The organism is Rhodococcus jostii RHA1 (assembly GCF_000014565.1).
GTDB lineage: Bacteria > Actinomycetota > Actinomycetes > Mycobacteriales > Mycobacteriaceae > Rhodococcus_F > Rhodococcus_F jostii_A.
Map to the genome: position 1 here is coordinate 7,090,864 of NC_008268.1, position 26,827 is coordinate 7,117,690.

Sequence of the window (26,827 nt, forward strand, 5' to 3'; positions counted from 1 at the left end):
CGGCGACCGGGCGGGTCACTCGTGCTCGGCGAGTTTCTCGGGGTCGATCTGGGGCCCGCCCTTGCCGAGCCTCTTGTTCACGAGGACGGTCCCGGCCCACAGCACGACACCGATTCCGAGGAGTACGCCCGCGATCTGGTATTGCACCGCGGGGCGGTCGGCGAAAGGAGTGACGAGGAAGCCGCACGTGAGTGCGCCGATGATCGGCAGGATGGTCGGTACCCGGAAATGCTTGTGCTCCACCGGTTGCTTGCGCAGGACGAGCACGGTGATGTTGACGATGGTGAACACGCCCAGCAGGAGCAGCGCGGTGGTACCGCCGAGTTCGGGGACTTCGCCGACGAACGTGATGAGGCCGAAGGCGAGGATCGTGGTGAAGACGATGGCAACGTACGGTGTGCGCCGCGTGGCGTGAACCTTGCCGAGCGGGGGAGGCAGGACGCCCTCGCGGCTCATGCCGTACAGCAACCGGCTCGCCATCAGCATGTTGATCAGCGCCGTGTTGGCGACAGCGAACATGGTGATGAATGCGAAGATCCCGATCGGGAATCCGGGCGCCCCGGCCTCAACGACCTTCAGCAGCGGGGTGTCACCCTCGCCGAGTTCGCTCACGGGCACGAGAGCGATCGCGGTGATCGACACGAACACGTAGATGCAGCCGGTGATGATCAGTCCGGTCAGCAGGACCTTGGGGAAGATACGGCTCGGTTCCTTGCATTCCTCGGCCATGTTGACCGAGTCCTCGAACCCGACCATCGCGAAGAAGGCGAGGGCGGTGCCCGCGACGACCGCGCCGAGAGCGGATCGGTCGCCGGTGTCGAACGTGGCCACCCGGGAGAAGTCGCCGTCTCCGACGCCGAGGGCCCACAGCCCGATCATGATGATGATCAGGAGACCGGACAGCTCGACGCAGGTGAGCACGACGTTGGTCTTGACGCTCTCGCTGACGCCGCGGAAATTGACGAGACCCACCAGCGTCATGAAGCCGAGACCGAGCAGGGTGATGCCGATCCCGGTGGAGAAGTCGAGGTCGAACGCCTCGACGAAATTGGCGGCGAACGCCCGCGACGCCGTCGATGCGGACGTGATTCCCGAGCACATCACCGCGAACGCGACCATGTAGGTGAGAAAGTGCACCCCGAACGCCTTGTGCGTGTACAGCGCGGCGCCTGCGGCCTTCGGGAACTTGGTGACCAGCTCCAGATAACTGAATGCGGTGATGATCGCGACGACGAACGCCACCAGGAACGGCAGCCACACCGCGCCCCCGACCTGATTGGCCACCTTTCCGGTGAGCGCGTAGATGCCGGTGCCGAGGATGTCTCCGACGATGAACAGCAGGAGCAGCCCCGGGCCCATCACCCGCTTGAGGCTCGGCTGTTCGGGCGAATTCGAATCCGGTGCGTTCGAACTCGTGGCGTCCGCTGTCGATCCCATGATCCACCGCCTTTCGCTACCGCCTGCGTCCCTCGTTCGAGAGGACTGTGTTCGCTAGGGGAGCAGCCCGAGCCTGCGCGCGGTGACCACCGCCTCGTGCCGCGACCGTGCGTCGAGCTTGCTCATGGCACTGCGCAGGTAACTCTTCACCGTCTCGGGTCCCACCGAGAGGCGCTGTGCTGCTTCACTGTTGGTGCATCCCAGGGCCACGTGGGACAGGACGTCGATCTCGCGTGGGGTGAGGTGGACGCCGGGGTCCTCGTCGGCACTGTCGGCGTCCGGCCGCAGAATGCCCGCCAGTCGCTGCGACAGCCCGCGGAGGCGGGCCTGCAACGACGTGTCGGTGACGGTCTGCGCGACACTCCGCAGCTCCGCGTGGATGTCGCGGAGTTCCTCGGTGGTCGCGCCGCCGGCACCGCTCACGTCGAGCGTCTTCATCATCTCGAGGCGGCGATCGACCTCGTCCCGGATGGCGATCTCGGTGCCGAGGCGCCGGGACGCTGCGACGACGATGTCGGCGGTGCGGTCGCCGATCGGTGCGCAGTCGCGGATGGCGGCGTAGAGCACGGCGCGCGAGCTGCCGCGCACCATGACCGGCACCGCGAGGATGGACCGGAGCCCCTCACTGAGGACGGGCCGGTCGTAGTGGTGCGTGATGGTCGAGGAGCGGCCGTAGTCGTTGACCGCCACGGGCGTGCGCTGGGCGACGACGCGGCCGCCGAGACCGGAACGCGGCGGGATCGCGAGGCCCTTGAGGTTGTTGGTTCGGGTGCCGACGAACTCGCTCAGGTGCAGTGTGCCGTCCTGGACCTCGCCGCCGAACAGGACCGGCGCAACGCCGTGAGCTGCGATGGAGCGCAGCTCACCGCGAAGCGCGTCCCCGTCCCGAGGGCGCAGCAGCGACGGTGCACGAGCAACCAAGTCGGTCACCCCTTTCCGGGGGTAGTCACAGCGGTCTGTGAGCTAGATCATAACCGTAGTGAGTTCGGGCGACGGCCCGACTATCTGTCACGGGCCATGAGAGCACAAGGAGTACCGCATGACCACCGATCCCACCGCACGCGTGCGTGAGCTGCTGGACCAGTACGACACGCCGACGGCGTCCGCCGCGGAACTGCTGTGTGATCGACACCCCGCAGACGACGTGGCGTTCACCGTCGTCGAATCGGACCTGTCGTCGACCGACCTGACCTACGGCTACCTGCGCGAGCAGTCGACCCGATTCGCCGCCGCACTCGCCGACCTCGGCGTCGAGCCGGGCGATCACGTCGCGACGCTGATGGGCAAGTCGGCCGAACTGGTCGTCGCGCTGCTCGGCATCTGGCGCCGGGGCGCCGTCCACGTTCCCCTGTTCACCGCGTTCGCGCCGCCGGCGATCGCGTTCCGGCTGGGTGCCAGCGGAGCCAAGGTCGTCGTCTCCGACGCCAGCCAGCTCGACAAGCTGACCCCCGGCGAGGACATCCCCGCGGACGCGTCCTGGCAGGTCGTCGTCGTGGGCGGGGCCGACTCCGGTGCTCTCGACTTCGGGGCGCTCGTGGAGTCGCACGACGCCGCGGATGTGAAGGGCGCGGCCGTCACGGTCGGCGGCGACGGCCCCCTCGTCCAGTTGTTCACCAGCGGCACGACCGGAACACCGAAGGGGGTGCCGGTGCCGCTGCGGGCGCTCGCGTCGTTCCACGCCTACCAGGAGTTCGGCCTCGACGTCCGCAGGGACGACGTGTTCTGGAACGCCGCCGACCCCGGCTGGGCGTACGGCCTGTACTACGCGCTGCTCGGGCCCCTCGCCGCGGGCACTCGCAGCATCCTGCTGCACGCCGGGTTCTCCGCGCCCCTCACCTGGCAGGTGATGGAGCGTTTCGGCGTCACCAACTTCGCCGCCGCGCCCACGGTCTACCGCAGCCTGCGGGCCGACCCCACGCCGATCCCCGAGACGGTGAAACTGCGGCGCGCGTCGTCTGCGGGTGAACCGCTCACCCCCGACGTGATCTCGTGGGCCGAGGCCAACCTGGACGTGTTCGTCCGCGACCACTACGGCCAGACCGAGCACGGCATGTTCATCGCCAACTCCTGGGCCGACGGACTGCGGAACGAGGTGCGCGACGGGTCCATGGGCAAACCGCTGCCGGGGTGGGCGTGCGCCGTTCTCGAGGACGACTCCGACGCGATCGCGCCGCCGCGCACCCCGGGTCGCGTCGCGATCGACACGCACAGCAGCCCGCTGATGTGGTTCACCGGCTACGTCGACGCTCCGGAGAAGACCGCGCAGCGGTTCACCGCCGACGGTCGCTGGTACGTCACCGGCGACGCGGGGCAGACCGACGAGGACGGTTTCTTCTTCTTCTCCGCCCGCGACGACGACGTGATCATCATGGCCGGCTACCGGATCGGGCCCTTCGACGTCGAGAGTGTGCTCGTCATGCACGACGAGGTCGTCGAGGCTGCGGTCGTCGGGATGCCCGACGAGTTGCGCGGTGAGGTGCTCGAGGCGTTCGTCGTCCTGCGCGACGGCGTCGACGGGACCGACGAACTGGAGGTCGAACTGCAGACGCTGGTGAAGAAGAAGTTCGCGGCGCACGCCTACCCGCGCACCGTGCACTTCGTCCCCAACCTGCCGAAGACCCCCAGCGGCAAGGTACAGCGGTACCTGCTCCGCCAGAAGTAGGCGGCTCCGCCGCCCGTGCGTGGTTGAGGAGTGTCAGGACTCGTCAACCACGCACGGGTGCGTCAGCGCCGGCGGATGCGGCCGACGACCAGCAGGGCGAGGAGGGTGACCGCCAGCAGGAGGGTGGTGTCGGCCGCGGCTAGGAAGACCCGACCGCGGTCGGTGAGCCCGAAGATGCTCACCGGCAACGTCTTCCAGGTCGCTGGATACACCATCACGGTGGCGCCCAGTTCGCCCATCGACAGCGCGATCGACAGGCCCGCGGCGGCGCCGAGTGCAGGCAGCAGGAGCGGCAGCGTGATCCGAAGCAGGACCCGGGTGGGACCGGCGCCGAGGGATTCGGCGGCCTGCCGGTAGGCCGGATCGAGCCGGTCCAGCGCCGCCGAGACGGTACTGAACGTGAACGCCAGGACGAGGATCGTGTGCGCCAGGAGGACGATCCACTTGGTTCCGCCGAGTAGGAGCGGCCGCGAGTTGAACGCGATCAGCAGACCCAGACCGATCGCCACGGACGGGATCGCGATCGGCAGGTGAAAGGCCGCGTCGGTGATGCGGTGCAACCACGCCGGCGCCTCACGCGCTGCCAGTGCCGCCCACGTCCCGACCACCAGTGCCAGTGCACCCGCGACGAACGCCGTCTGCAGGCTGACAGTGAGACTGGCGAAATTCTCGTCGGACAGTGCCGTCGTGAAGTTCCGGCCGCCGAGGTCCGACGGCAGCGGGCCCGTCCAGGACCCGGCCAGCGCGGCCGCGACCACGGTGGCGATCGGTGCCACGAACACGACGGTCACGACGACCGCGAACACGCCCACGATCAGGGCTCTAGACCTTCTCGTCCACAGCAGCACGGCTGCCTCCCGTCAGCGTGGCGAACACGAATCGGTATGTGCAGTACAGGGTCAGCGACAGCGCCACCTGGACGGTGGCGATCACGGCGGCGCCCGGCAGGTCGAAGGTGACGATGCCGCGCGTGTAGATCAGGACGGGCAACGTCACCACGTCCTTGGCACCCGTGAACAGGACGATGCCGAACTCGTTGAGGGTGAGCAGCAGCACCAGCGATCCACCCGCCAGCAGTGCGGGCCACGCCTCGGGCATCACCACGGTCCGGAGCACCCGCAGCGGCGACGCCCCGAGACTGGCGGCGACGTCGAGTTGTTCGCGGGGGATCTGGGTGAACGCGGCGAGCAGGGGGCGTACGACGAACGGGGTGAAGAACGTGACCTCCGCGGCGATCACCCCGAGTGGGGTGCCGAGGAAGTTCAGCGGTCCGTCGGCGGCGCCGGTGATCCGTGCGATCAGCGCGTTCACTGCCCCGGCGGTGCCGTAAAGGAACGTGAACGCCAGCGTGATCAGGAACGACGGAAGCGACAGCACCGCGTCGATCAGCCGTCCCACGACCTTCGATCCCGTGAACGGGACGAACGCCAGGACGAGCGCGAGGAACGTGCCGAGGATCAGGCAGCCGAGGGTGGAGAGGGCGGCGATCTGTACCGTCCGCCACAGGGCTGTGCGGAACAGTTCCGAGCCGAGCACCGCGGACCAGTTGTCCAGACCGGACCCGGTCTCGGAGGCGAGGGATTCGGTGAGTACCCGGGCCATCGGGTAGACGGCGAATCCGAGTACGAGCAGCAGGGGTGGGAGCGTCCACGCGATGCCTCGCCACCGGAACGGTTCGCGGGAGAGCGGTGCCGTCGCGGCGGGCGGACGCTCGAGGGTCGCGGTCACGTCGCCGGCACCAGGACGCTGCCGTCGGACGGGAACTGCACGCCGACGACGGTGCCCGGACCACGCTGGTCGTGACCGGACACGTCCGCGTGCACCTGCACTCCCTCGAAGTCGTCGACGGCGAGCGTGATCCGCGTGGTCGATCCCCGCCACTCCGTCGAGACGATCCGCGCCGAGAACGAACCCCGCGTGCCGGGCGCCGTCAGTGTCACCGCGTGCGGGCGGACACACAGGAACGCGGGCAGGTCCGACTCCCACTCCACGTGTCCGATGTCGGGTTGCGGGGCGGTGGCGGTGACGGGCACGCCGCCCATCGACACGAGCGCCGACGTCCCGATCACCCGGGTGACGGTGCACGGCAGCAGGTTCGCGCCGCCGAGGAATTCCGCGGTGAAACTGCTCGGCGGCCGCTTCCAGAGGTTCTCGGCGGTGTCGATGTCGGCGAGCCGGGAGTTCCGCATGACGGCGATCCGGTCGGCCAGCGCCAGCGCTTCGCTCTGATCGTGCGTGACGTAGAGCATCGCGGTGTCGGGCAGCGCCGCCCGCAGCCGCGAGAGCTCACCGAGCATGCTCTCGCGCAGTTGCGCGTCGAGTGCGGCGAGTGGTTCGTCGAGCAGCAGAACCGAAGGCCGGATCGCCAGGGCTCGCGCGATCGCGATCCGCTGCTGCTGTCCGCCCGACAACTCGCGGGGCAGGCGGTTGCCATAGGCGGCCATGCCGACCATGTCGAGGGCCTCGGCCACCCGCGCGCCGATCTCCGCGCGCGGCACCCGATGGGAGCGGAGGCCGAACGCGACGTTGTCGGCCACCCGCATGTGCGGGAACAGCGCGTACGACTGCACCACGACGCCGATTCCCCGTTTCGCGGGCGGTAGGTCGGTGACGTCGCGGGATCCGAGCCGCACGGAACCCGAAGTGGGGCGGACGAATCCCGCGAGCGCCTTGAGCGCGGTCGACTTCCCGGACCCGCTGGGGCCGAGGAGGGCCACCGTCTCACCGCGGCCGACGCGCAGGTTGAAGTCGATCAGGGCGTGGGTGACGCCCTTGCCGCGGCCGTAGCCGACGGTGACGCGGTCGAACGTGATGGCCGGCGCGGAGAAATCGGTGGCTCCGCGAACCGCGGTGGTGTACGACGGGTCTGCCCGCCTGGCTGGAAGTCCCGACACGATCAGCTCCCGGTGGCCTTCTGGTACGCGGCGACGTCCGAATCGAGTTCGGTGAGTACGTCGTTCCAGTTCGGCGACCACACCTGCACCCCCTGCAGTGCCCGCGCCGGGGCGCTCTCGCCCGCGGCGGCGCGCACGTCCTCGCGGACCGACATGCCGAGCGCATCGTCGGCGACGGTCTTCTGCGACTCCTCGGAGAGCAGGAACTCCATCAATTGCTTGCCCTGCTCGCTGCGCGGCGCCCCCTTGGCCAGACCCATCACGTACGGCAGGGCAACGGTGGTTCGGGTGCCGTCGGCGGCAGCGGGAAAGAAGAGGTCGAATGTCGAGCCGTCCTCGGCGATGGACGTGAGGTTCATCTGGACGTCACCGTTGGCCGCGAGCAGTTCGCCGTTGCTGACCTTCGGCTGTAGCTTGCCGGTCGAGGACGACGGTCCCACGTTGTTGACCTGCAGCTTGGTGAGATAGTCGAGTGCGCCGTCCCTGCCCATCAGGTGCTGCAGGAGCAGCAGCACCGCGGTGCCGTCGCCGGCCTGGCCGGGGGTCGAGTACTGGATCTTGCCCTTGAACTGGTCGGACAGCAGGTCGTCCCAGGTGCGGGGAGCAGGCGAGGCCGCCGGGTTGGCGATGAAGGACAGGTAGTTCTCGACGACGGGAACGTGGTGACCGGCCGCGTCCTTCTCCGCCGCGGGAACCGCGGAGGTGTCGACGCCGCTCGGAACGAGCAGCCCCTGGGAGTCGGCCTTCTGGATGAACGGCGGCAGCGTGACGACGACGTCGGCCTGCGGGTTCGACTGTTCCTTCTCGAGACGAGAGACGACTTCGCCGGATCCGGCCTCGACGAGGTTCACCGCGATCCCGGTCCGTGCGGTGAAGGCGTCGAAACGCGATTGGTACCAACCGGAGAGCCCGTCGGCGCTGTAGACGGTGACGGTGTCGGTGCCTGAATCGGCGGCGGTACCGGTTCCGCCGCAGGCGGTTCCGAGGGTGAGGACGGTCGCGGCCAGGGCGGCCGCGGCGATCCGGGGGCGAAGACGCATGACGGGTTCCTAACGATGAGGGAGACTGTGAAACGGAGCTTGCCGTTTGGTCTAGACCAGTGGCCCACTGCGAAGGGAACGGCAGGTGAACAATTGGTATAGACCATTTTTCGGGTACGCTCGGCCGCATGAACGACGACGGCAGCGCGTCCGGAGAGTCCGTGCTGATCGGCACCGTCACGCGATGACGGCAACGCCGAACGTCCCCAAGTACTACCGGGTCCGCACCGAACTCGAGTCGATCCTCACCGAGCTCGAGGTGGGGGACGCGGTGCCTGCGGAGCGGGAACTGGCCCTGCGGTTCACGGTGTCCCGCGAGACGGTGCGGCAGGCCATCCACGAACTGCTGGTCGAGGGTCGCGTCGAACGTCGCGGCCGCGGCACCGTCGTCGCCAGCCCGAAGCTCGTGCAGCCGCTGTCGTTGCGTTCCTACACCGAGGGTGCGGTCAGTCAGGGCCGGGTGCCCGGGCGCGAACTGGTGACCTTCGAGGAACTCGGTGCCGACGCGGACCTCGCCGAGGCGCTCGGTCTGGCGTTCGGCGCGCCGGTGATCCACCTCGAACGCGTCCTGCTCGCGGACGACGAGAAGATCGGGCTCGAAAGCACCCATCTGCCGGCAGACCGGTTCGGGGAGATGGCGCGCACGTTCGACCCGGGTACCTCGCTGTACGCGGCGATCCGCGAGACCGGCGTGGTGTTCGCGTCGGCGACCGAGCGGATCGAGACGGTGCTGGCCTCCCCGCGGGAGGCCGCGCTGCTCGACTCGACCACCGCGATGCCGATGCTGCGGCTCCATCGTGTCTCGCTCGACACCGACGGCGTCCCGATCGAACGGGTGCGTTCCCTCTACCGCGGCGACCGGATCGCCTTCCTCACCACACTGCGGGAGTGATGTCGACGCGCACGACGGGTCCGGGGGCGTCCGGGTCGTGCTCGGGGCTAACCTGGTACCCATGTCTGTCCGCACAGCACTGAGCCCCGGAACCGTGTCGCCCGTCCTCGCCGTACCGGCGGGGATCGAGCGTCCCGAGTACGCGTGGAAGCCCACGGCGAAGGAAGGCAACGAGCCGTGGGTGCAGACCCCGGAGACCATCGAGGCCATGCGGGTGGCGAGCAAGATCGCGGCGCAGGCCCTGCAGGAGGCCGGTAAGGCGGTGGCGCCGGGTGTCACCACCGACGAGCTCGACCGCATCGCGCACGAGTACATGATCGATCACGGCGCCTACCCGTCGACGCTCGGCTACAAGGGTTTCCCCAAGTCGTGCTGCACGTCGCTGAACGAGGTGATCTGCCACGGCATCCCCGACTCGACGGTGATCCAGGACGGCGACATCGTCAACATCGACGTCACCGCGTACATCGGCGGCGTGCACGGGGACACCAACGCCACGTTCCTCGCCGGGGACGTCGCCGAGGAGAACCGGTTGCTGGTGGAGCGGACCCACGAGGCGACGATGCGCGCCATCAAAGCGGTCAAGCCGGGCCGCGCGCTCAACGTCATCGGCCGCGTCATCGAGTCGTACGCGCACCGCTTCGGCTACGGCGTGGTCCGCGACTTCACCGGACACGGCATCGGCACCACTTTCCACAACGGCCTCGTCATCCTCCACTACGACGAGCCCTCCGTGGACACGGTCATCGAACCCGGCATGGTGTTCACGATCGAACCGATGATCAACCTCGGCGACATCGGCTGGGAGATCTGGGACGACGACTGGACCGTCGTCACCAAGGATCGCAAGTGGACGGCTCAGTTCGAGCACACCATCGTGGTCACCGAGACCGGCAACGAGATCCTCACCCTGCCTTGAGCGAGAGCAGGTGGAAGGGCGCCCTGCTCGTCGCCGGCACCACGTCCGACGCGGGCAAGAGTGTGCTCGTCGCGGGACTGTGCCGGATGCTCGCGCGGCGAGGTGTCCGGGTGGCGCCGTTCAAGGCGCAGAACATGTCGAACAATTCCGTCGTCACGCTGGACGGCGGCGAGATCGGCCGGGCGCAGGCTCTGCAGGCCGCGGCCTGCGGACTCGAGCCGAGTGTCCGCTTCAACCCCGTCCTGCTGAAACCGGGGAGCGACCGCACGTCGCAACTGGTGGTGCGCGGCCGCGCGGTCACGTCCGTCGGCGCCCGCGACTACATCGAGCATCGGCAGCACCTGCGTGCGGTGGTGGCCGAGGAACTGGCGTCGCTGCGCGCCGACTACGACGTCGTGATCTGTGAGGGCGCGGGGTCACCCGCCGAGATCAACCTGCGAGCCACCGACCTCGCCAACATGGGGCTCGCCCGGGCCGCCGGCCTGCCGGTGATCGTCGTCGGCGACATCGACCGCGGTGGAGTGCTCGCCCACCTGTTCGGCACCGTGGCGGTCCTCGGACCGGACGACCAGGCGTTGATCGCGGGATTCGTGATCAACAAGTTCCGCGGCGACGTGTCGTTGCTGGGGCCGGGCCTCGAGCAGCTGACGGCCGTGACGGGACGCCCGACGCTCGGGGTGATTCCCTTCGCCGAGGACCTGTGGCTCGACGCGGAGGATTCGCTCGGTGTCGTGGGGGACGCCCCGGTCGGACGTCCGGCGCCACCGATCGGCGACGACTGGCTGCGGGTGGCCGCGATCCGCCTGCCCCGCATCTCCAATTCGACGGACGTCGAGGCGCTCGCGTGCGAACCCGGGGTGTCGGTGCGCTGGATCACCGATCCGTCGCGGCTGCAGGACACCGACCTGATCGTCCTGCCCGGGAGCAAGTCGACCGTGTCGGATCTGGAGTGGTTGCGCCGCAACGGCATCGCGGATGCGATCGCAGCGCATGCGAAACGCGGCGGTCCGGTGCTCGGCGTGTGTGGCGGCTACCAGATGCTCGGGTCCGTGATCGTCGACGACGTCGAATCCGGCCGGGGTGCGGTGCCCGGTCTCGGACTGCTCGACCTCGAGGTGGAGTTCGCCCCGGACAAGGTGCTCGCGCAGGTGCGCGGCAACGCCCACGGAGTTCCGGTGTCCGGGTACGAGATCCATCACGGCCGGGTGCGGCGCAACGGCGACCAGCCCCTGCTCCACGCGAGCAGCGGCGCCGCGGAAGGCAGTATCCGCGGCGCCGTCTACGGCACGCACTGGCACGGACTGCTCGAGACCGACCGTTTCCGCCGCCTCCTGCTGGACGATGTGGCCGAACACGCGGGGAGAACCGGTTTCGTCACCGCACCCGACACGGATGTCGCCGCGATCCGGACCGCTCAACTCGATCTGTTGGCGGATCTGGTGGAGCAGAACCTCGATCTCCGCGCCCTGGAGGACCTCCTCGGCGCAGGCGCCCCGGAAGGCCTCCCGGCCATCGCGTCGACCCTGGTGAGTTAGGCCGTCGCGCGGCGGACGAGCGCCCACGCCGCGACCATCCCCGCCGCCGCGACCAGTGCCGGCAGCCACACCATCGGCACCGACCGGGGCGCGTCGGCGAACCAGTGGCCGATGTCCGGCCACCACTTCTGCCAGGTGATCACGAACGCGGCGACGCCTGCGGCGAGGAGGGTGCCGACGCCGAGCGTGAAGAGCCCCACCACCCGCCACCGGTGATGCAGTGCGCCCAGGAACATTCCCGCCGCCGCGGTCAGTGACAGGAAGGCGAAGTAGGCGGCCAGCTGGATGGCCGGGTCGGACGTGAAGTAGTTGGGTATCGCGAACATCCGCATCCCCACACCCCAGCCGCCGGTGGCCTCCTCGATCAGCGACAGTCCGTAGAGCGTCACCCCGAACACGAACACCTGGACGGCGGCGACGATCAGGGTGGCCGCGAAATAGTCGCGACGGGTGACGCTCATCCCCAGAGCGAACGGGAACGTCTGTGTCATGGCCTGCAGGTAGAACGCGAGGGCGATCCCGAACAGGGAGAAGGCGCCGCCGGAGAAGTTGGTGTCGCTGCCGGTGTCGCCGACCATCGCGAAGATGGCTGCACCGATCGTGAACGACGCGACCAGCACGCCCAGTGGCCACGCGACGAGCAGGGGCCAGGCGACGGTGTGGATGCGGGAGACGGTCAGGACCCGGTTCGTCATCGTGCGTCCTCCTTGGTGGCCGTGGTGCTGCGGACCACGAGTTGTTGAAGGCTGAACGGCTCGAAATGCAGGCCGTCGTCCACCGCCCGGTCCCGTTCGGAGTCCGACAGGGTGATCTGCACGGTTGCCCGTTCGTGATTACCCAGCGATTCACGGTGCAGGACAGTCTTGTTCGAGGTGAAGTCGGCGACGAGCGAAGCCAGGCCGGAGACGACGACGGCGCCTTCGCGTGGCGCGTCGGTGTCCTCGTCGAGGACGATCCGTCCCTTGTCGATCAGGATCACGTGTTCGATCAGGTCGCTGACCTCGTCGATGAGGTGTGTGGAGAGCACGACCGTGCGCGGGTGTTCGGCGTAGTCGACGAGAAGCCGGTCGTAGAAGAGGTGCCGTGCCACCGCGTCGAGGCCGAGATACGGCTCGTCGAACAGGGTGAGCGGTGCGCGGGAGGCCAGACCGACCGTCACACCCAGCGCGGACGTCATCCCCCGCGACAGCTTCTTCACCTTGCGGCACAACGGAAGATCGCAATCCTCCAGCAGTGTCTGTGCGAACTCCTCGTTCCAGTGGGGGAGTAGGTGCCGTGCGGTCGCGAGGACGTGCCCGACCTTGAAGTCGTCCGGGTACTTCTGGCTCTCCTTGACGAAGCACACGTCGGTGAGTGCCCGGGAATTCTCGTGCGGAGCGTGACCGAAGATCTCGACCGCGCCCGAAGTCTGGAACTCCTGGCCGGTGAAGATCTGCATGAGCGTGGTCTTGCCGGCGCCGTTGCGGCCGAGGAGGCCGTAGATCTTGTTCTCCTGCAAGGAGAAGTCGATCCCGTCGAGTGCGACGAAGGCGCCGAATCGCTTGCCGAGGCCCCGCGCCGAGGCGACCGTCTTCGTGTCGAATGCTGTGCCGATCATCGTGCTCCCTCCCGTTGGTCGAGCATGGCCTCGAGTTCGGCGATGCTGACGCCGAGTTTGTCCGCTTCGGTGACGAGCGGGTCGATGAACTGGCGCGCGAACCGCTAGCGTCGCCGGAAGCGCAGCGCGTTCCGGGCACCGGAGGTGACGAACATTCCGATTCCCCTCTTCTTGTAGAGGATCCCGTCGGCGACGAGCTGTTCAGTCCCTTGGCTGCGGTCGCCGGGTTGATCCGGTGGAATGCGGCGAGCTCGTTCGTGGACGGTACCTGGCCTTCCTCGGGAAGGGTTCCGTCGCTGATCGAGTTCTCGATGAGTTCTGCGATCTGCTGGAACAGCGGTCTGCCGTTGTCGATCATCGACGCCCGCCTCGTCGGTTGATCGGTTCATTACTCATGTAATGAACCATGGAACCATGGAGGTCCGAGCGCAGGACGTCCCCGATCGCGTAGTTTTTAGCCCATGGAACTGACGCACGTGGCGGTGGGAAATGGAACCTGCACGGTCCGCATCGACGGACCGGAGAGCAAACACACCGTTCTCCTACTGCCGGGGGCCGGCGACGGACCGGATGTCTACGACGGCGTCTGCGAGCGCCTGCACAATTCCGATCTGCGCACGATCGTGCCCGAGGACATCACCGGTCTCGACGAGACGACGATCATGGCTCTCCTCGACGAACTGAAGGTCGGGTGGGTCAACCTCGTCGGCAGCCGGGAAGGAGCCGAACTGGCGTGGTCGCTGGCGGCTCGCCAGTTCGGACGCTTCGCCAGCCTCGTGGTGGCCGACCGGGGGCATCCGGCGGCACCCGACTCCGCCGGTGCGGTGCGCGGATCCGACTGCCCGCCGGTCGAACTCCCCACGACCGTGATGGTCGGCAGCCCCGACCGGCGTGCCGAGGCGGACGCGAGCGGCCGCTTCGTCTACTCCGACTTCCGCGTCGTACAACTCGACGACGTCACCAACGTCCCAGCCGCGGCGGCGGCGGAGCTGGCCACCGAGATCGTTCTCCGTACCAGCCCCTGGTAGATGCCGGCCCCACGCCGAGCGCGACCGTGCTCAGCGTGGGGCGTACATGATGACGGCCATGCCCAGGAGACAGATAAGGGCGCCCGAGACGTCCCAGCGGTCCGGGCGGAAACCGTCCGCCACCATGCCCCAGATCAGCGAGCCCGCGACGAACACCCCGCCGTACGCGGCGAGGATGCGGCCGAAGTGGGCGTCCGGCTGCAGCGTCGCGACGAACCCGTACGCACCGAGCGCCGCCACACCGGCGCCGATCCAGATCCAGCCCCGGTGCTCGCGGACGCCCTGCCACACCAGCCACGCACCGCCGATCTCGAACAGCGCCGCGACGGCGAACAGCGCGACGGACTTGGCGACCGTCACTCGGCCGGTAGGTCGAGGCCGAGGAGAGCGTTCTCGACGACCTCGGGCAGCGCCGGGTGGATCCAGTACTGCCCCCGCGCCATCTGCTGCGCCGTCAGCCCGAAGCTCATTGCCTGGATCAGCGGCTGGATCACCGTGGGCGCCTGCGCGCCGATCACGTGCGCACCGAGCAGACGACCGGTGCCGCGTTCGGCGATGACCTTGCACAACCCCTCGTCGTCCTCCATCGCCCACCCGTAGGCGACGTCGCCGTACGCCTGCACCTTCACCGTGATGTCCCAGCCTGCCTCCCGGGCCTCGGCCTCGGTCAGCCCGACGTGCGCGATCTGCGGGTCGGTGAACACGGCGGCGGGTACGAACCGATGGTCCGAGACGCGCAGACCCGACGTGTCCGTCCACGCGTCCTGCAGGAGATTGTGCTGAACCACTCGCGCCTCGTGGTTGGCGACGTGCTTGAGCTGGTACGGCGAGGAGACGTCACCGAGCGCGAAAACGCCTTCGGCACTGGTTCGTTGGTAGTCGTCGACCACGACGCGTCCTTCGTCGTCGAGGTCGATGCCGCCGGCGGCGGCCCCGATGGCGTCCCCGTTCGACTGCCGCCCGGTCGCGACCAGGAGAACGTCACCCGAGACGACGGTGCCGTCCTCGAGTTCGACCACGACGCCGTCACCGTCGCGGCGCACGGCAGCGACGGTGCTGCCGCGGTGCACGTCCCATTTCTTCTGGGCGAGATCCGTGAACCGGCGGGAGACGTCCTCGTCGAGATGCCGTAGCAGGTGGGAGCTGCGCGCGATCAGCGACACCCGGGTGCCGAGCGCGGAGAACACGTGCGCGAACTCGGCGGCGATGTATCCCGCACCGATGATCACCATGCGCTCGGGCAGCTCGGGCAACCGCATGATGTCGTCGTTCGTGTAGTACCGCACACCGGATTCCCGGACCACGTCGGGAATGATCGGCCGGGACCCGGCCGCGATCACCACCTGGTCGGCGGTGATGACCTCCCCGGTTCCGGTGTCGAGGGTCCGTGGGCCCACGAATGTCGCGTGCCCGCGGAACAGCGTGGTGTTCGGGCTGTCCTCGGCGCGGTAGCGTTCCCCGCCTGCCGAGATCGGGTCGATGCGGCCGAAGACCCGTTTGACGATGTCCGGCCAGCGCACCCCCTCGAGCTCTGCGTCGACGCCGTACTTCGCGGAATTGCCGACCGTGCGGGCCACCTCCGCGGCATAGACGAACATCTTCGTCGGGATGCAACCCACGTTCAGGCACGTCCCGCCGAACGTGCCCTCCTCCAGGATCGCGATCGTCTTGTCGGCGAACCGTTCGTCGGGCAGCGAGTTTCCGGAACCCGAACCGATGATCGCCAGATCGAAATGTGTCATCGGTTGGCCTCCGCAGCGTTGTGGCCGTGCAACCAGTCGAGCCAGAGGTCCACTTCGGCGAACGCCTCCGCCCGGGGCTGGTCGGCGGACAGGAACACGTCGTGCCGGGCGCCCGCGATGGGCACGATCGTGGTGCGGTCACCGAGGCACCCCGCCCAGCGGGCGATCTGCCGGACGTCGAGGACGGCGTCGGCCGTGTCCACCCTGGGGTCGTACCGCGGCGCGAAGTACGACGCCTTGGACCGGAGGATCAGGGCGGGAACCCCGATGTCGAGACCGCGGTGCAGCTGGGCGTGCCCGCGGCGCACCGCACGCAGCCACCCGAACGTCACCGGGAAACCGCTCAGCGGCTTCCAGTCGAGGTTGTAGTTCCAGATGCCGTTGCCCTCCACGTGCAGGCTGACGCCGTACGTGTCGAGCCCGGTCTTCGGGATGATCGACTTGCGTTTGACGCGCCCGACCGCGTCGACGGCCACCGTTCCCACGTTCCGCAGATACGACGGTCCCTGCAGGTCGAACCACGGGCTGTTGAGGATGACCCCGCTGATGCCGAGTGCGGCGGTGCCGCCCGGCCTGCGCTGCAGGCGGTGCAGCCACAGCGGCAGTACCAGACCGCCCGTCGAATGCGCGACCAGCAGGACCTCCCCGTCACCGGTCTGTTCCCGGACCTGGCGCAACGCCTCGTTCAGCTCGGCGTCGTACAGCGTCAGATCGGAGACGAAGTGCGGCGTCTGGCCGGGTTCGAGCGAGCGGCCGCACTTGCGCAGATCGAGCGCGAAGAAGGCGTAACCCTGTTCGGCGAAGTGCTCGGCCAGGTGCTTCTGGAAGAAGTAGTCGGTGAACCCGTGGACGTAGAGCACGGCGCGGCCGGTCTTCTTCGTCTCCTGCGCGGGCTGGTAGCGGATCAGCGTCGCCTTCACCTCCCCCTCGCCGTCCGGGTCGGTGCCGAGAGGAATGGTCAGCTGCTGATATCCGTCGCCGAGAACGTCGGGAGCCCATGTAGTCACAGATCACAATCTAATGTGCGATTCGGGGGCGCGGGGAGGCGCACAATTGGGGCAGGTGATTCTCGCTCATACGCGCGGGTAACCTATCCGGCGAACACGGCAGGCGTATGCGCGTACGGCTATGGACAAGGAAGTCGATACTCCAGTGTCAGATCAGAATGCGGTAGAGACGAGAACGGATGTAGTGCTGGTTGGCGCGGGCATCATGAGCGCGACGCTGGGAGCGATCCTGCGTCAGGTGCAGCCCGATTGGTCGATCACCACATTCGAGCGGCTCGACGCAGTAGCCGCCGAGAGCAGCGACCCGTGGAACAACGCGGGCACCGGCCACTCCGCGCTGTGTGAGCTCAATTACACTCCGCAGAACGCCGACGGCACCGTGGACATCACGAAGGCTGTCAACGTGAACGAGCAGTTCCAGGTGTCGCGGCAGTTCTGGGCGCACGGTGTCGAGAGCGGTGTGCTGACGCAGCCCAAGGAGTTCATCAACCCCATCCCGCACGTGAGCTTCGTGCACGGCGAGGCCAACGCGAAGTACCTGCGGGCCCGCTACGACGCCCTCGCCGGTCACCCCCTGTTCGCGGGCATGGAGTACATCGACGCACCCGACGAGTTCACCCGTCGCCTGCCGCTGATGGCGAAGGGCCGCGACTTCAGCGATCCCGTCGCCCTCAACTGGACCCAGGACGGCACCGACGTCGATTTCGGCGCCCTGACCAAGCAGCTCCTCGGTTACGTCGGCGCGTCCGGCGGCGTCGTCCACTTCGGGCACGAGGTCACCGACCTCACCAAGCAGTCCGACGGCAGCTGGGTGGTCAAGGTCACCAACCGCCGCAACGGTGTGAAGAAGGTCGTGCGCGCCAAGTTCGTGTTCGTCGGCGCCGGCGGCGGTGCGCTGCACCTGCTGCAGAAGTCCGGGATCGAGGAGGCCAAGGGCTTCGGCGGGTTCCCCGTCAGCGGCGCCTTCCTGCGCTGCACCAACCCGGAGCTCATCGACCAGCACCGCGCCAAGGTCTACGGCAAGGCCGCCGTCGGCGCACCGCCCATGTCGGTTCCGCACCTCGACACCCGCGTGATCGGCAACAAGCCCGGACTGCTGTTCGGGCCGTACGCCGGCTGGTCGCCCAAGTTCCTCAAGCAGGGCCGCGTCACCGACCTGCCCAGCTCGGTCAAGCCGGACAACCTGCTCTCGATGCTCGGTGTCGGCGTCAGCGAACTCGGTCTCGTCAAGTACCTGATCAGTGAGCTCGCGATGTCCGAGGCCGGCCGGATCGAGACCCTGCGGGAGTTCGTCCCGAAGGCGCTCGGCAAGGACTGGGAACTGATCACCGCCGGCCAGCGCGTCCAGGTCATCCGTCGAGCCAAGGGCAAGGGCGGCGTTCTCGAATTCGGCACCGCCGTCGTCAACGCCGCCGACGGCACCATCGCGGGCCTGCTCGGCGCGTCGCCGGGTGCGTCGACCGCGGTGCCCGCCATGCTCGACGTGCTGCAGCGCTGCTTCCCGGCCCAGTACGAGTCGTGGAAGCCGAAGCTCCAGGAGATGGTTCCGTCGCTGGGCGTCAAACTCTCCGACGACACCGCGCTGTTCTCGCAGGTGTGGGACTGGACATCGAAGGTGCTCCAGCTCGACACCAGCAAGGTGGAGGACGCGTCGGTCGCGGTCTGACGCACGGCCCGGGCCGGGTCCACGGGCGCGCGCACTTGCCGGTGCTGTGCGATAGTTGCCTGTCATGACGGCAACTGCAGCACTCAAGCGTTCGTGGGCACTCGATCTCGACAACAAGACGCTCTACGAGTTGCTCAAGCTTCGCGTAGAGGTCTTCGTCGTCGAGCAGGCGTGCCCGTACCCGGAACTCGACGGCCGCGATCTGCTGGCCGAGACCCGCCACTTCTGGCTGGAACAGGACGGCCAGGTGGTCTGCACTCTCCGCCTCCTCGAGGAGCACGCCGACGGCACCACGTCGTTCCGCATCGGTCGGCTGTGCACATCGCGGCCTGCGCGCGGTCAGGGGCACACGACGCGTCTGCTGCGCGCCGCGCTCGCCGAGGTCGGCGACGCGCCGTGCCGCATCAACGCGCAGACGTATCTGGTGGACATGTACGCCAAGCACGGTTTCAAGCCGGACGGCGAAGAGTTCGTCGAGGACGGCATCCCGCACGTCCCCATGCGGCGCGGCGGCGGCGCCGCCTTCGGCGCCGGCAGTGCCGCGCACGAGGTCGCGGAGACGGCCCCGTCGAGCGCCGGGCAGTAGGCCCCGACTAGGGTCGTCAGGTGAATGTCCGCGGGGAAGTCCTGTTCGAATCAGGCGCGGTCCCGCCACTGTGACGGATCTCTGACCGGCTGCCACCACCCTGGTTGCCGATCCGGTCTCCCAGCCAGATTGCCGCGGCGTTCGTACCGGCCAAAGCTCTCGGCGAGGAAACCGGGACGTGAAGGGATGCAGCGTGCGTACGGATCGTGAAGTGAACCAGGTTCGACCCGACTTTTCGTGGGGATTCCCGTTCAGCGCGGTGGTCGGTCAGGACCGGTTGCGCCTCGCCCTCATCCTCTGCGCAGTCCACCCCGGTATCGGCGGCGTCCTCGTCCGCGGTGAGAAGGGGACGGCCAAGTCGACGGTGGTCCGCGCTCTCACCGCACTGCTGCCCGCGGTGCACGACGAGAACGGGACGCGCCCGGCGCGACTGATCGAACTGCCGGTCGGAGCAACGGAGGACCGCGTCGTCGGTTCCCTCGACCTCGAGAAGGTCCTGCGCGACGGTGAGCGCGCGTTCCAACCCGGGCTGCTGTCGGCCGCCCATCAGGGTGTTCTCTACGTCGACGAGGTCAATCTTCTGCACGACCATCTGGTCGACGTGCTCCTCGACGCGGCGGCGATGGGCCGCGTCCACATCGAGCGTGACGGCATCTCGCACTCGCACGCCGCCCGGTTCGTGCTGGTCGGCACGATGAACCCGGAGGAAGGCGAGCTCCGGCCGCAGCTCCTCGACCGGTTCGGGCTGGCCGTCGACGTCGCCGCGTCGCGGGAGGTGGACGTGCGCATGGAGGTGGTCCGGCGGCGCCTGGACTTCGAGCGTGACCCGGCACGGTTCGCCGAGCGCTACGCCGAGCAGGACGCGGCCTTGGCGGCCGCCATCCTCGAGGCCCGCGACCGGCTCGACTCCGTCGAGCTCGACGACGTCGAGTTGCGCCGAATCTCTTCTCTCTGTGCGTCGTTCGACGTGGACGGCATGCGCGCCGATCTCGTCCTCGCCCGGACCGCGACCGCGCACGCCGCATGGCGGGGCGCCGGGGCCGTCACGGCGGAGGACGTGCGGGTCGCCGCCGAGCTGACCTTGCCGCACCGCCGCCGCCGGGATCCGTTCGACGAACCCGGCCTCGATGAACAGCAGCTCGACGACGCGCTCCGCCAGGCCGACGAGGACGCCAGGTCCGGTGCCGAGGAACCGCCGGAGCAGGCGCCGGGAACTCCGCCCGGCACCCCGCCCGGACCGGACGGCAGGGACACCGACCCCGAGGGGCCCGACGATCCCGACGGACCCGGAGGTGGGGCTCCGGCACCCCCGGAACGCCCGGCGGGGCCGACCGGCACCCAGTTCACCACCAAGCTCCTCGAGGTACCCGGAGTCGGCGAGGGCGCGCCGGGCCGGCGTTCCCGTTCGCGCTCGTCCCGCGGTCGCGCGGTGCGCTCCACCGCCGAACAGGGGCACGGACTCCATCTGGTGGGCACGCTGTTCGCCGCCGCTGAGCGGCAGGTCGCCCGCGGCCGGAGCACGGGCCGGATGATCCTGGACTCGGCCGATCTGCGCGGGGCGATTCGCGAGGGGCGCGAGGGCAACCTCGTGGTGTTCGTCGTGGACGCGTCCGGGTCGATGGCGGCCCGTGACCGATTGTCGGCCGTGACCGGTGCCGTCGTCTCACTGCTGCGCGACGCCTACCAGCGCCGCGACAAGGTGGCGGTGATCACAGTTCGTGGACGAGCCGCGGAACTGGTCCTGCCGCCCACGTCTTCGGTGGACATCGCCGTCCGCCGCCTGCGCGGAATGAAGACGGGCGGCAAATCCCCACTGGCAGAAGGATTCCTGCGCGCGCGTGAGGTCGTGCTGCGGGAACGTCTCCGCGATCCGCAGCGCCGCGCCCTCGTCGTCGCACTGACCGACGGGCGGGCGACGGGCGGCAAGGACGCACTGCACCGGGCCAAGGTGGCCGCGGGGCTGCTCGCCGACAGCTCGGTCGCGTCGGTGGTCGTCGACTGCGAGACCGGCATGGTCCGGCTCGGGCTGGCCGCGGAGCTGGCCCGCCGGCTGCGGGGCGGCTACGTGCGCCTCGGCGAATTGTCCGCGCAGCAGGTCGCGGGCGTCGTCCGCGCCGCGGCGTGATCCGGATGCGGCTTCGGTAGGGGAGAGAGTAGAGAGAAGAGACATGCCCAAGGGTGTTCCCGAGAACGTTCCGAACGACGGCCTCACCACACGTCAACGACGCAACGCTCCCGTGCTCGCGGTCCACACCGGACCGGGCAAGGGGAAGTCGACGGCGGCATTCGGCATGGCGCTGCGTGCCTGGAATCAGGGATTCGACGTCGGGGTGTTCCAGTTCGTCAAGAGTGCCAAATGGAAGGTGGGGGAGGAAGCAGCCTTCCGAGCCCTCGGTCAGCTGCACGAGGACACCGGTGTCGGTGGGTCGGTGCAGTGGCACAAGATGGGCGAGGGCTGGTCGTGGACGCGTAAGCACGGCAGCGAGGAAGACCACGCCGCCGCGGCCGCCGAGGGTTGGCGCGAGATCGCCCGCCGGCTGGGGGCCGAGGAACACCGGTTCTACGTTCTGGACGAGTTCACCTATCCCCTGAAGTGGGGGTGGGTGGACGTCGACGAGGTGATCGAGGTCCTGCAGAACCGGCCCGGCAACCAGCACGTGGTGATCACGGGCCGCGACGCCCCGCAGGCACTGATCGACGCCGCGGATCTGGTGACGGAGATGACCAAGATCAAGCACCCGATGGACGCCGGCCGGAAGGGCCAGCGGGGCATCGAGTGGTGACCACGCTCCCCGCGGCGCCGGCGGTGGTCATCGCCGCTCCCGCATCGGGCAGCGGAAAGACCACTGTCGCAACCGGTTTAGTGGGAGCGCTCCGTGCGTCGGGCTGCACGGTGGCACCGTTCAAGGTCGGCCCCGACTACATCGACCCCGGATACCACGGGCTCGCGGCCGGACGTCCGGGACGCAATCTCGACCCGGTCATGGTGGGCGCGCAGCGGATCGGCCCGCTGTACCGGCACGGCAGTTCGGGGTGTGACCTCGCGGTCGTCGAGGGCGTCATGGGCCTGTTCGACGGCAAGATCGACGCGGCGTCGCAGGAGCCGTCGGCCGAGGGATCGACGGCCCAGGTGGCGGCACTGCTCGGCGCCCCGGTCGTGCTCGTGGTCGACGCCCGCGGCCACAGTCAGAGCCTGGCTGCGATCCTGCACGGCTTCTCCACCTATGACTCCGGGGTCCGCATCGGCGGGGTGATCCTCAACCGGGTGGGAAGCCCGCGGCACGAACAGGTGCTGCGGCAGGCATGCGAGCGCGTCGGGCTCCCCGTGCTCGGCGCCGTGCCGCGGATGGCCGAATTGGAGGTCCCGTCCCGCCACCTCGGGCTGATCCCGGCGGCGGAGCACGGGGCCGACGCGGTGGACGCCGTCGACGCGATGACCCGATTGGCCGCTCGCCACCTCGACCTGCCTGCCATCCGCGCGCTCGCGTCGTCGGCGGTCGACGGGCCGGTGTGGGACCCCGCCGCCGAGGCCGGGCCGATTCTCCCCGGCCCTCGCCCGGTCGTGGCGATCGCCGGGGGCCGGGCATTTACGTTCGGGTACGCCGAACACCGCGAACTCCTCGGCGCCGCCGGTGCGGACGTGATCACGTTCGACCCCCTGCACGACGGGTTGCCGCCCGGCACCAGCGGCGTGGTGCTGCCCGGTGGCTTCCCCGAGGAGCACGCCGTCGCGCTCGCGGAAAACTCCGTGCTCCTGACGCAGATCCGCGAACTCGCCACCGCGGGGGCGCCGATCCATGCGGAGTGCGCCGGTCTGCTCTACCTCGCCCGCAGTCTCGACGGGCACGCGATGGCCTCCGTGGTCGGGGTCGACGCTTCGTTCGGGTCTCGTCTCACGCTCGGGTACCGCGAGGCGGTGGCGGTCACGGACTCCGTCCTCTTCGCGGCAGGTGAGCGGGTGGTCGGCCACGAGTTCCATCGCACGTCGCTCGCCGCGGCCGAGGCGGACGGCTTCGCGCCGGCCTGGGGCTGGCGGCCCTGGGACGGCCACCCTGCGCGCGAGGGTTTCGTCCGCGGCGGCGTGCACGCCTCGTACCTGCACACACACCCTGCGGGTCATCCGGAGGCGATCACCCGTTTCGTGGCCGCGGCCCGCACCTTCGCCGCGCATGGGTGACGTCTGCGTCGGCGTCGGGTTCCGCGCGGCAACGAGCAGCACGGACATCCTCGCCGCCGTCCGGCACGCGCTGACGTCCGCGAACCCGGGTTCGGACGCGACCCTGGACTGCCTGTGCACCCTCGACCGGAAGGCCACGGAGCCGGCTGTCCGGGATGCGGCAGCGGCGTTGGGTGTCGCCGTCCGCGGATTCGCCGCGGGGGAGCTGGCCGCCGTCGAGGTGGCGAACCCGTCGGACCGCGTGCACTCGGCGACGGGATCGCCGAGCGTCGCGGAAGCGGCGGCGGTGCTCGGAGCGGGCGGCGGGCCCTTGATCGTGACCAAGTGGTCCGCGAATGGCGTCGTCGTCGCGGCAGCCCGTAAAGTTTCGTAGGTTCGAGACGAGACGTGCAGGATTTTCTGGAGAAACGGGGAGAGCGCGTGACTGCTGCCACCGGAGACGAGACCAACTACCTGGTCGGACTCAATTTGGCCGATCGTCGTGTGGTCGTGGTCGGTGGCGGAACAGTGGCACAGCGCAGGCTCGGGCTCCTGATCGCATCGGGTGCGCGGGTGCACCTGATCAGCCGCGCGGTCACGCCGGCGGTCGAGGGAATGGCCACCGCGGGACAAATCACACTGGAACTTCGCGAATACCGGGACGGCGATCTGGCCGACGCCTGGTACGCCATCGCGTGCACGGACGAACCGGACACCAACGCGGCGATCGTCGCCGAGGCCGAGCGGAATCGTGTCTTCTGCGTCCGCGCCGACAACGCCCGCTACGGCACCGCCGTCACACCGGCGAGCGCAAGCTACGACGGGATGAGCATCGGCGTGCTGGCGGGCGGCGACCACCGCCGGTCCGCCGCAGTGCGCACCGCCCTCGTCGAGGGCCTGCAATCCGGTGCGGTCGCCGACACCGCCGACCACCCGGCGGCCGGTGTCGCACTGGTGGGCGGCGGCCCGGGCGACCCCGATCTCATCACCGTGCGCGGCCGGCGACTGCTCGCCCGCGCCGACGTGGTGGTCGCCGACCGCCTCGCCCCGCCGGAACTGCTCGCCGAACTCGGCTCCGACGTCGAGGTCATCGACGCCGCGAAGATTCCCTACGGCCGTGCGATGGCGCAGGAGGCGATCAACGCCGCCCTCATCGACGGTGCGAAGGCAGGCAAGTTCGTGGTGAGGCTCAAGGGCGGCGACCCGTACGTGTTCGGGCGCGGCTACGAGGAACTCGAGGCGTGCGCCGCGGCGGGTGTGCCCGTGACGGTCGTCCCCGGCATCACCAGTGCCATCTCGGTGCCGTCGGCCGCCGGCATCCCGGTCACTCATCGAGGCGTCACCCACGAGTTCGTCGTCGTCAGCGGTCACGTCGCCCCCGACCACCCGGATTCGCTCGTCGACTGGTCGGCGCTCGCCCGGTTGAAGGGCACGATCGTGTTGCTGATGGCCGTCGAGCGCATCGAGGCGTTCGCGACGGTCCTCATGGAGGGAGGGCGTCCGGTGGACACCCCGGTCACGGTCATCCAGGAGGGGACGCTGCGCACGCAGCGCACCGTGCGGGCCGATCTCCAGACCGTTGCCGCCCGGGTGAAGGAAGAGCAGATCCGGCCGCCCGCCATCGTGGTCATCGGGCCGGTGGCCGGGTTTTCTGTGGACGCTGGGTAACGTGAACCCTCGTGTCTGAATCCCGAGTACCCGAAGGCGCGTCGGCGTCGAACAAGTCTGCGGCGAGAGCCACGGTGAATCCGCCGGCTGCCACCCGCGTGATGGGGCTTGCGATCATCGTGCTCAGCGGGCTGCAGATGATGGTGGTCCTCGACGGCACCGTCGCCAACCTGGCGCTCGCACCGCTGCAGGCCGATCTCGGTCTCAGCGACAGTGGCCGCAACTGGGTGCTGACGTCGTACGCACTGGCGTTCGGTGGCCTCATGCTCCTCGGCGGACGGCTCGGCGACGCGTTCGGCCGGAAGAAGATGTTCGTCGGCGGTGTCGCCCTGTTCACCGTCGCCTCGCTGCTGTGCGGTCTCGCGGTGGGCGAGTTCATGCTGATCGCCGCCCGGTTCCTGCAGGGTGTCGGCGCCGCGGTGGCGTCCCCGACGGCGCTGGCCCTGGTCGCGACCACGTTCGCGGCCGGACCTGCGCGTAACCAGGCCATCGCGATCTTCGCGGCCATGACGGGCATCGGGTCGATCGCGGGCCTGATCATCGGCGGCGCCCTCACCGAGGTGTCGTGGCGACTGATCTTCCTCATCAACGTGCCCATCGGCGTCGTCATCGTGGGGTGCGCGTTCGTGGCATTGAAGGAGACCGCGGGTGAGCGCCTGGCCCTCGACGTTCCCGGGGCGGTTCTCGCCACGGTCGCGGCGACGGGCGTGGTGTTCGCGCTCACCGAAGGTCCGGAACTCGGCTGGGGGAGCCCGTACGTGATCGGTGCGCTCGTCGCCGGTCTGCTGCTGTTCTGCGCGTTCCTGTACGTCGAACGGACCGCCGACAACCCGCTGCTGCCGTTCTCCCTCTTCCGCGACAAGAACCGGGTCGCGACGCTCGTCGCGATCTTCTTCGCCGGTGCCGTGATGTTCACGGTCGCCGCCTTCGTCGCGTTGTTCGTCCAGGACATCCTCGGCTACAGCCCCCTCGAGGCCGGCCTCGCGTTCATCCCGTTCGCGTTCGGCCTCGGCGGCGCGGCCGCGGTGGCGTCCAAGCTCGCCGTGCGGATCCAGCCCCGGTGGCTCGTGATCGCCGGCGCGGCGATCATGGTGGTCGGGCTGCTGTACGGCTCGACCCTCGACAGCTCCGCCACCTACCTCGGCAACCTGTTCGTGCCGGTCATCGGTATCGGATTCGGTGTCGGACTCGCCGTCGTCCCGCTCCCGCTGTGCGCCATCGCCGGTGTGTCGGAGACGGAGATAGGTCCGCTCGCCGCCATCGCCCAGGTGGCGCAGACCCTGGGTGGACCCCTCGCCCTGGCGGTCATCGGGGCGATGGCCACCTCGCGAACGCTGTCCCTCGGCGGCATCTCCGGCAAGGTCGCCGACATGAATCCGACGCAACTCGAGGCGCTCGGCAACGGGTACACGTTCGCCCTCGTCGGCAGTGCCGGGTGCGCCCTCATCGCGGGACTGGCCGCGCTGTTCATCCGCTTCACCCCGCAACAGGTCGCGCAGGCCCAAGCCGCCGAGAAGGCCGCGCAGCAGGCGTGAACGCGGTCCGGTCCGGTTTCGGCCCGGTTGACGTAGTCCGTCTATAGCATCCGGTCATGGACTACAAAATCGAGCTGATCATTCTGCCGGTGTCCGACGTGGACCGGGCCAAGGCGTTCTACGCCGACCAGGTCGGCTTCGTCGTCGACCACGACCACCGCGTGAACGAGAACGTCCGGTTCGTCCAGCTCACGCCGCCCGGGTCGGCGTGCTCGATCGCTGTCGGCGAGGGCCTGGTCGACACGCCGCCCGGCTCGGTGCACGGGCTGCAGATCGTCATCGACGACGCCGACGCCGCCCACGCCGAGCTGTCCGCCCGTGGCGTTCCCGTCAGCGACGTACAGGACCTGGCGTGGGGGCGCTTCGTGTACTTCGCCGATCCCGACGGCAACGAGTGGGCGCTGCAGCAGCTTCCGCCGCGGACCTGACGTCGCGGCCGGTAGCGGAAATCGGCCTGCCCTCG

The 26,827-nt window shown here is 69.1% G+C and carries 25 protein-coding genes and 1 pseudogene; 14 read left to right on the forward strand and 12 right to left on the reverse strand.

Features of this window, described 5'->3' with window-relative positions; all coding sequences use genetic code 11:
- Positions 1-15: 15 nt before the first annotated feature.
- On the reverse strand, positions 16-1,437 hold the full coding sequence (locus tag RHA1_RS32235) for an APC family permease (protein ID WP_009479755.1): 1,422 nt from the start codon (positions 1,435-1,437) through the stop codon (positions 16-18).
- A 54-nt stretch (positions 1,438-1,491) separates the two neighbouring features.
- Positions 1,492-2,367, reverse strand: a complete 876-nt coding sequence (locus tag RHA1_RS32240; protein WP_009479756.1) for a LuxR C-terminal-related transcriptional regulator — start codon at positions 2,365-2,367, stop codon at positions 1,492-1,494.
- Positions 2,368-2,476: 109 nt separating this feature from the next.
- Here RHA1_RS32240 and RHA1_RS32245 point away from each other — a divergent pair, with 109 nt between their 5' ends.
- Positions 2,477-4,099 carry an AMP-binding protein gene (locus RHA1_RS32245; RefSeq protein ID WP_011598441.1) on the forward strand — a complete coding sequence of 541 codons (1,623 nt, stop codon included), beginning with the start codon at positions 2,477-2,479 and terminating at the stop codon, positions 4,097-4,099.
- A gap of 62 nt (positions 4,100-4,161) precedes the next feature.
- Here the strand turns inward: RHA1_RS32245 and RHA1_RS32250 are convergent, their stop codons facing one another.
- From RHA1_RS32250 to RHA1_RS32265, 4 genes are read right to left on the reverse strand one after another with little or no spacing between them, the layout of a single operon-like run.
- On the reverse strand, positions 4,162-4,947 hold the full coding sequence (locus RHA1_RS32250; protein WP_041812222.1) for an ABC transporter permease: 786 nt from the start codon (positions 4,945-4,947) through the stop codon (positions 4,162-4,164).
- Positions 4,922-5,827 carry a 2-aminoethylphosphonate ABC transporter permease subunit gene (locus RHA1_RS32255; protein ID WP_009479759.1) on the reverse strand — a complete coding sequence of 302 codons (906 nt, stop codon included), beginning with the start codon at positions 5,825-5,827 and terminating at the stop codon, positions 4,922-4,924. Before RHA1_RS32255 ends, RHA1_RS32250 begins: the two co-directional genes overlap by 26 nt.
- Positions 5,824-6,993, reverse strand: coding sequence for an ABC transporter ATP-binding protein (locus tag RHA1_RS32260; RefSeq protein ID WP_011598443.1), 1,170 nt, complete (start codon positions 6,991-6,993; stop codon positions 5,824-5,826). Before RHA1_RS32260 ends, RHA1_RS32255 begins: the two co-directional genes overlap by 4 nt.
- A gap of 2 nt (positions 6,994-6,995) precedes the next feature.
- Positions 6,996-8,033 (reverse strand): 2-aminoethylphosphonate ABC transporter substrate-binding protein, encoded by a 1,038-nt coding sequence (locus tag RHA1_RS32265; protein WP_011598444.1) that lies wholly within the window; start codon positions 8,031-8,033, stop codon positions 6,996-6,998.
- Between the two features lie 184 nt (positions 8,034-8,217).
- On the opposite strand from RHA1_RS32265, the gene RHA1_RS32270 reads away from it, so the two are divergent.
- The 3 genes from RHA1_RS32270 (at position 8,218) to RHA1_RS32280 (ending at position 11,379) form a co-directional block, all read left to right on the forward strand.
- Complete coding sequence (locus RHA1_RS32270) at positions 8,218-8,925, forward strand: GntR family transcriptional regulator (protein WP_041812223.1); 708 nt, start codon at positions 8,218-8,220, stop codon at positions 8,923-8,925.
- Positions 8,926-8,986: 61 nt separating this feature from the next.
- Positions 8,987-9,844: a type I methionyl aminopeptidase gene (map, locus tag RHA1_RS32275; RefSeq protein WP_016880170.1), complete on the forward strand. Its 858-nt coding sequence runs from the start codon at positions 8,987-8,989 to the stop codon at positions 9,842-9,844.
- Positions 9,841-11,379 (forward strand): cobyric acid synthase, encoded by a 1,539-nt coding sequence (locus RHA1_RS32280; protein ID WP_009479764.1) that lies wholly within the window; start codon positions 9,841-9,843, stop codon positions 11,377-11,379. Before map ends, RHA1_RS32280 begins: the two co-directional genes overlap by 4 nt.
- On the opposite strand, the gene RHA1_RS32285 is transcribed toward RHA1_RS32280, so the two are convergent.
- From RHA1_RS32285 to RHA1_RS52115, 3 genes and pseudogenes are all read right to left on the reverse strand, one after another.
- On the reverse strand, positions 11,376-12,074 hold the full coding sequence (locus tag RHA1_RS32285; RefSeq protein WP_011598447.1) for a hypothetical protein: 699 nt from the start codon (positions 12,072-12,074) through the stop codon (positions 11,376-11,378). The genes RHA1_RS32280 and RHA1_RS32285 overlap by 4 nt on opposite strands.
- A complete protein-coding gene (locus RHA1_RS32290; RefSeq protein WP_011598448.1) occupies positions 12,071-12,976 on the reverse strand; it encodes an ABC transporter ATP-binding protein in 906 nt (301 codons plus the stop codon). The genes RHA1_RS32285 and RHA1_RS32290 overlap by 4 nt, the downstream gene beginning before the upstream one ends.
- A pseudogene (locus RHA1_RS52115) lies at positions 12,973-13,334 on the reverse strand (GntR family transcriptional regulator). The gene RHA1_RS32290 and the pseudogene RHA1_RS52115 overlap by 4 nt, the downstream one beginning before the upstream one ends.
- A 103-nt stretch (positions 13,335-13,437) precedes the next feature.
- Here RHA1_RS52115 and RHA1_RS32300 point away from each other — a divergent pair.
- Positions 13,438-14,004 (forward strand): alpha/beta fold hydrolase, encoded by a 567-nt coding sequence (locus RHA1_RS32300; protein WP_011598449.1) that lies wholly within the window; start codon positions 13,438-13,440, stop codon positions 14,002-14,004.
- Between the two features lie 30 nt (positions 14,005-14,034).
- Here the strand turns inward: RHA1_RS32300 and RHA1_RS32305 are convergent, their stop codons facing one another.
- Genes RHA1_RS32305 through RHA1_RS32315 form a run of 3 tightly spaced genes read right to left on the reverse strand, consistent with a single transcriptional unit; the run spans position 14,035 to position 16,753 of the window.
- Entirely contained in the window at positions 14,035-14,364 is a 330-nt protein-coding gene (locus RHA1_RS32305; RefSeq protein ID WP_009479771.1) for a YnfA family protein, read from the reverse strand.
- Positions 14,361-15,746 (reverse strand): mycothione reductase, encoded by a 1,386-nt coding sequence (gene mtr / locus RHA1_RS32310; RefSeq protein WP_011598450.1) that lies wholly within the window; start codon positions 15,744-15,746, stop codon positions 14,361-14,363. Before mtr ends, RHA1_RS32305 begins: the two co-directional genes overlap by 4 nt.
- Entirely contained in the window at positions 15,743-16,753 is a 1,011-nt protein-coding gene (locus tag RHA1_RS32315; protein WP_011598451.1) for an alpha/beta hydrolase, read from the reverse strand. The genes mtr and RHA1_RS32315 overlap by 4 nt, the downstream gene beginning before the upstream one ends.
- Before the next feature lie 121 nt (positions 16,754-16,874).
- Between RHA1_RS32315 and mqo the strand changes: the two genes are divergently transcribed.
- From mqo to RHA1_RS32360, 9 genes are all read left to right on the forward strand, one after another.
- On the forward strand, positions 16,875-18,419 hold the full coding sequence (mqo, locus tag RHA1_RS32320) for a malate dehydrogenase (quinone) (protein ID WP_011598452.1): 1,545 nt from the start codon (positions 16,875-16,877) through the stop codon (positions 18,417-18,419).
- Between the two features lie 64 nt (positions 18,420-18,483).
- Positions 18,484-19,005 (forward strand): GNAT family N-acetyltransferase, encoded by a 522-nt coding sequence (locus RHA1_RS32325; RefSeq protein ID WP_009479775.1) that lies wholly within the window; start codon positions 18,484-18,486, stop codon positions 19,003-19,005.
- 211 nt (positions 19,006-19,216) lie between these two features.
- A complete protein-coding gene (locus RHA1_RS32330; protein WP_029537585.1) occupies positions 19,217-21,130 on the forward strand; it encodes a magnesium chelatase subunit D family protein in 1,914 nt (637 codons plus the stop codon).
- A gap of 43 nt (positions 21,131-21,173) precedes the next feature.
- Positions 21,174-21,788 carry a cob(I)yrinic acid a,c-diamide adenosyltransferase gene (cobO, locus tag RHA1_RS32335; RefSeq protein ID WP_011598455.1) on the forward strand — a complete coding sequence of 205 codons (615 nt, stop codon included), beginning with the start codon at positions 21,174-21,176 and terminating at the stop codon, positions 21,786-21,788.
- Positions 21,782-23,182 (forward strand): cobyrinic acid a,c-diamide synthase CobB, encoded by a 1,401-nt coding sequence (locus RHA1_RS32340; RefSeq protein ID WP_041812225.1) that lies wholly within the window; start codon positions 21,782-21,784, stop codon positions 23,180-23,182. Before cobO ends, RHA1_RS32340 begins: the two co-directional genes overlap by 7 nt.
- Positions 23,175-23,555, forward strand: a complete 381-nt coding sequence (locus RHA1_RS32345; RefSeq protein WP_041812226.1) for a cobalamin biosynthesis protein — start codon at positions 23,175-23,177, stop codon at positions 23,553-23,555. Before RHA1_RS32340 ends, RHA1_RS32345 begins: the two co-directional genes overlap by 8 nt.
- A 47-nt stretch (positions 23,556-23,602) precedes the next feature.
- Positions 23,603-24,829 (forward strand): uroporphyrinogen-III C-methyltransferase, encoded by a 1,227-nt coding sequence (gene cobA, locus RHA1_RS32350; RefSeq protein WP_011598457.1) that lies wholly within the window; start codon positions 23,603-23,605, stop codon positions 24,827-24,829.
- Between the two features lie 101 nt (positions 24,830-24,930).
- Positions 24,931-26,364, forward strand: a complete 1,434-nt coding sequence (locus tag RHA1_RS32355; protein WP_050787539.1) for an MFS transporter — start codon at positions 24,931-24,933, stop codon at positions 26,362-26,364.
- Between the two features lie 56 nt (positions 26,365-26,420).
- Positions 26,421-26,792, forward strand: a complete 372-nt coding sequence (locus RHA1_RS32360; RefSeq protein WP_009479783.1) for a glyoxalase superfamily protein — start codon at positions 26,421-26,423, stop codon at positions 26,790-26,792.
- Positions 26,793-26,827 lie beyond the last annotated feature (35 nt).

Excerpts from the sequence above, each read along its gene's own strand:
- RHA1_RS32235 (WP_009479755.1), bottom strand. The coding sequence starts at position 1,437 with ATGGGATCGACAGCGGACGCCACGAGTTCGAACGCACCGGATTCGAAT.
- RHA1_RS32245 (WP_011598441.1), top strand. The coding sequence starts at position 2,477 with ATGACCACCGATCCCACCGCACGCGTGCGTGAGCTGCTGGACCAGTAC.
- RHA1_RS32265 (WP_011598444.1), bottom strand. The coding sequence starts at position 8,033 with ATGCGTCTTCGCCCCCGGATCGCCGCGGCCGCCCTGGCCGCGACCGTC.
- RHA1_RS32270 (WP_041812223.1), top strand. The coding sequence starts at position 8,218 with ATGACGGCAACGCCGAACGTCCCCAAGTACTACCGGGTCCGCACCGAA.
- map (WP_016880170.1), top strand. The coding sequence starts at position 8,987 with ATGTCTGTCCGCACAGCACTGAGCCCCGGAACCGTGTCGCCCGTCCTC.
- RHA1_RS32285 (WP_011598447.1), bottom strand. The coding sequence starts at position 12,074 with ATGACGAACCGGGTCCTGACCGTCTCCCGCATCCACACCGTCGCCTGG.
- RHA1_RS32290 (WP_011598448.1), bottom strand. The coding sequence starts at position 12,976 with ATGATCGGCACAGCATTCGACACGAAGACGGTCGCCTCGGCGCGGGGC.
- RHA1_RS32300 (WP_011598449.1), top strand. The coding sequence starts at position 13,438 with ATGGAACTGACGCACGTGGCGGTGGGAAATGGAACCTGCACGGTCCGC.
- mtr (WP_011598450.1), bottom strand. The coding sequence starts at position 15,746 with ATGACACATTTCGATCTGGCGATCATCGGTTCGGGTTCCGGAAACTCG.
- mqo (WP_011598452.1), top strand. The coding sequence starts at position 16,875 with ATGGACAAGGAAGTCGATACTCCAGTGTCAGATCAGAATGCGGTAGAG.
- RHA1_RS32325 (WP_009479775.1), top strand. The coding sequence starts at position 18,484 with ATGACGGCAACTGCAGCACTCAAGCGTTCGTGGGCACTCGATCTCGAC.
- cobO (WP_011598455.1), top strand. The coding sequence starts at position 21,174 with ATGCCCAAGGGTGTTCCCGAGAACGTTCCGAACGACGGCCTCACCACA.
- RHA1_RS32345 (WP_041812226.1), top strand. The coding sequence starts at position 23,175 with ATGGGTGACGTCTGCGTCGGCGTCGGGTTCCGCGCGGCAACGAGCAGC.
- RHA1_RS32355 (WP_050787539.1), top strand. The coding sequence starts at position 24,931 with ATGGGGCTTGCGATCATCGTGCTCAGCGGGCTGCAGATGATGGTGGTC.
- RHA1_RS32360 (WP_009479783.1), top strand. The coding sequence starts at position 26,421 with ATGGACTACAAAATCGAGCTGATCATTCTGCCGGTGTCCGACGTGGAC.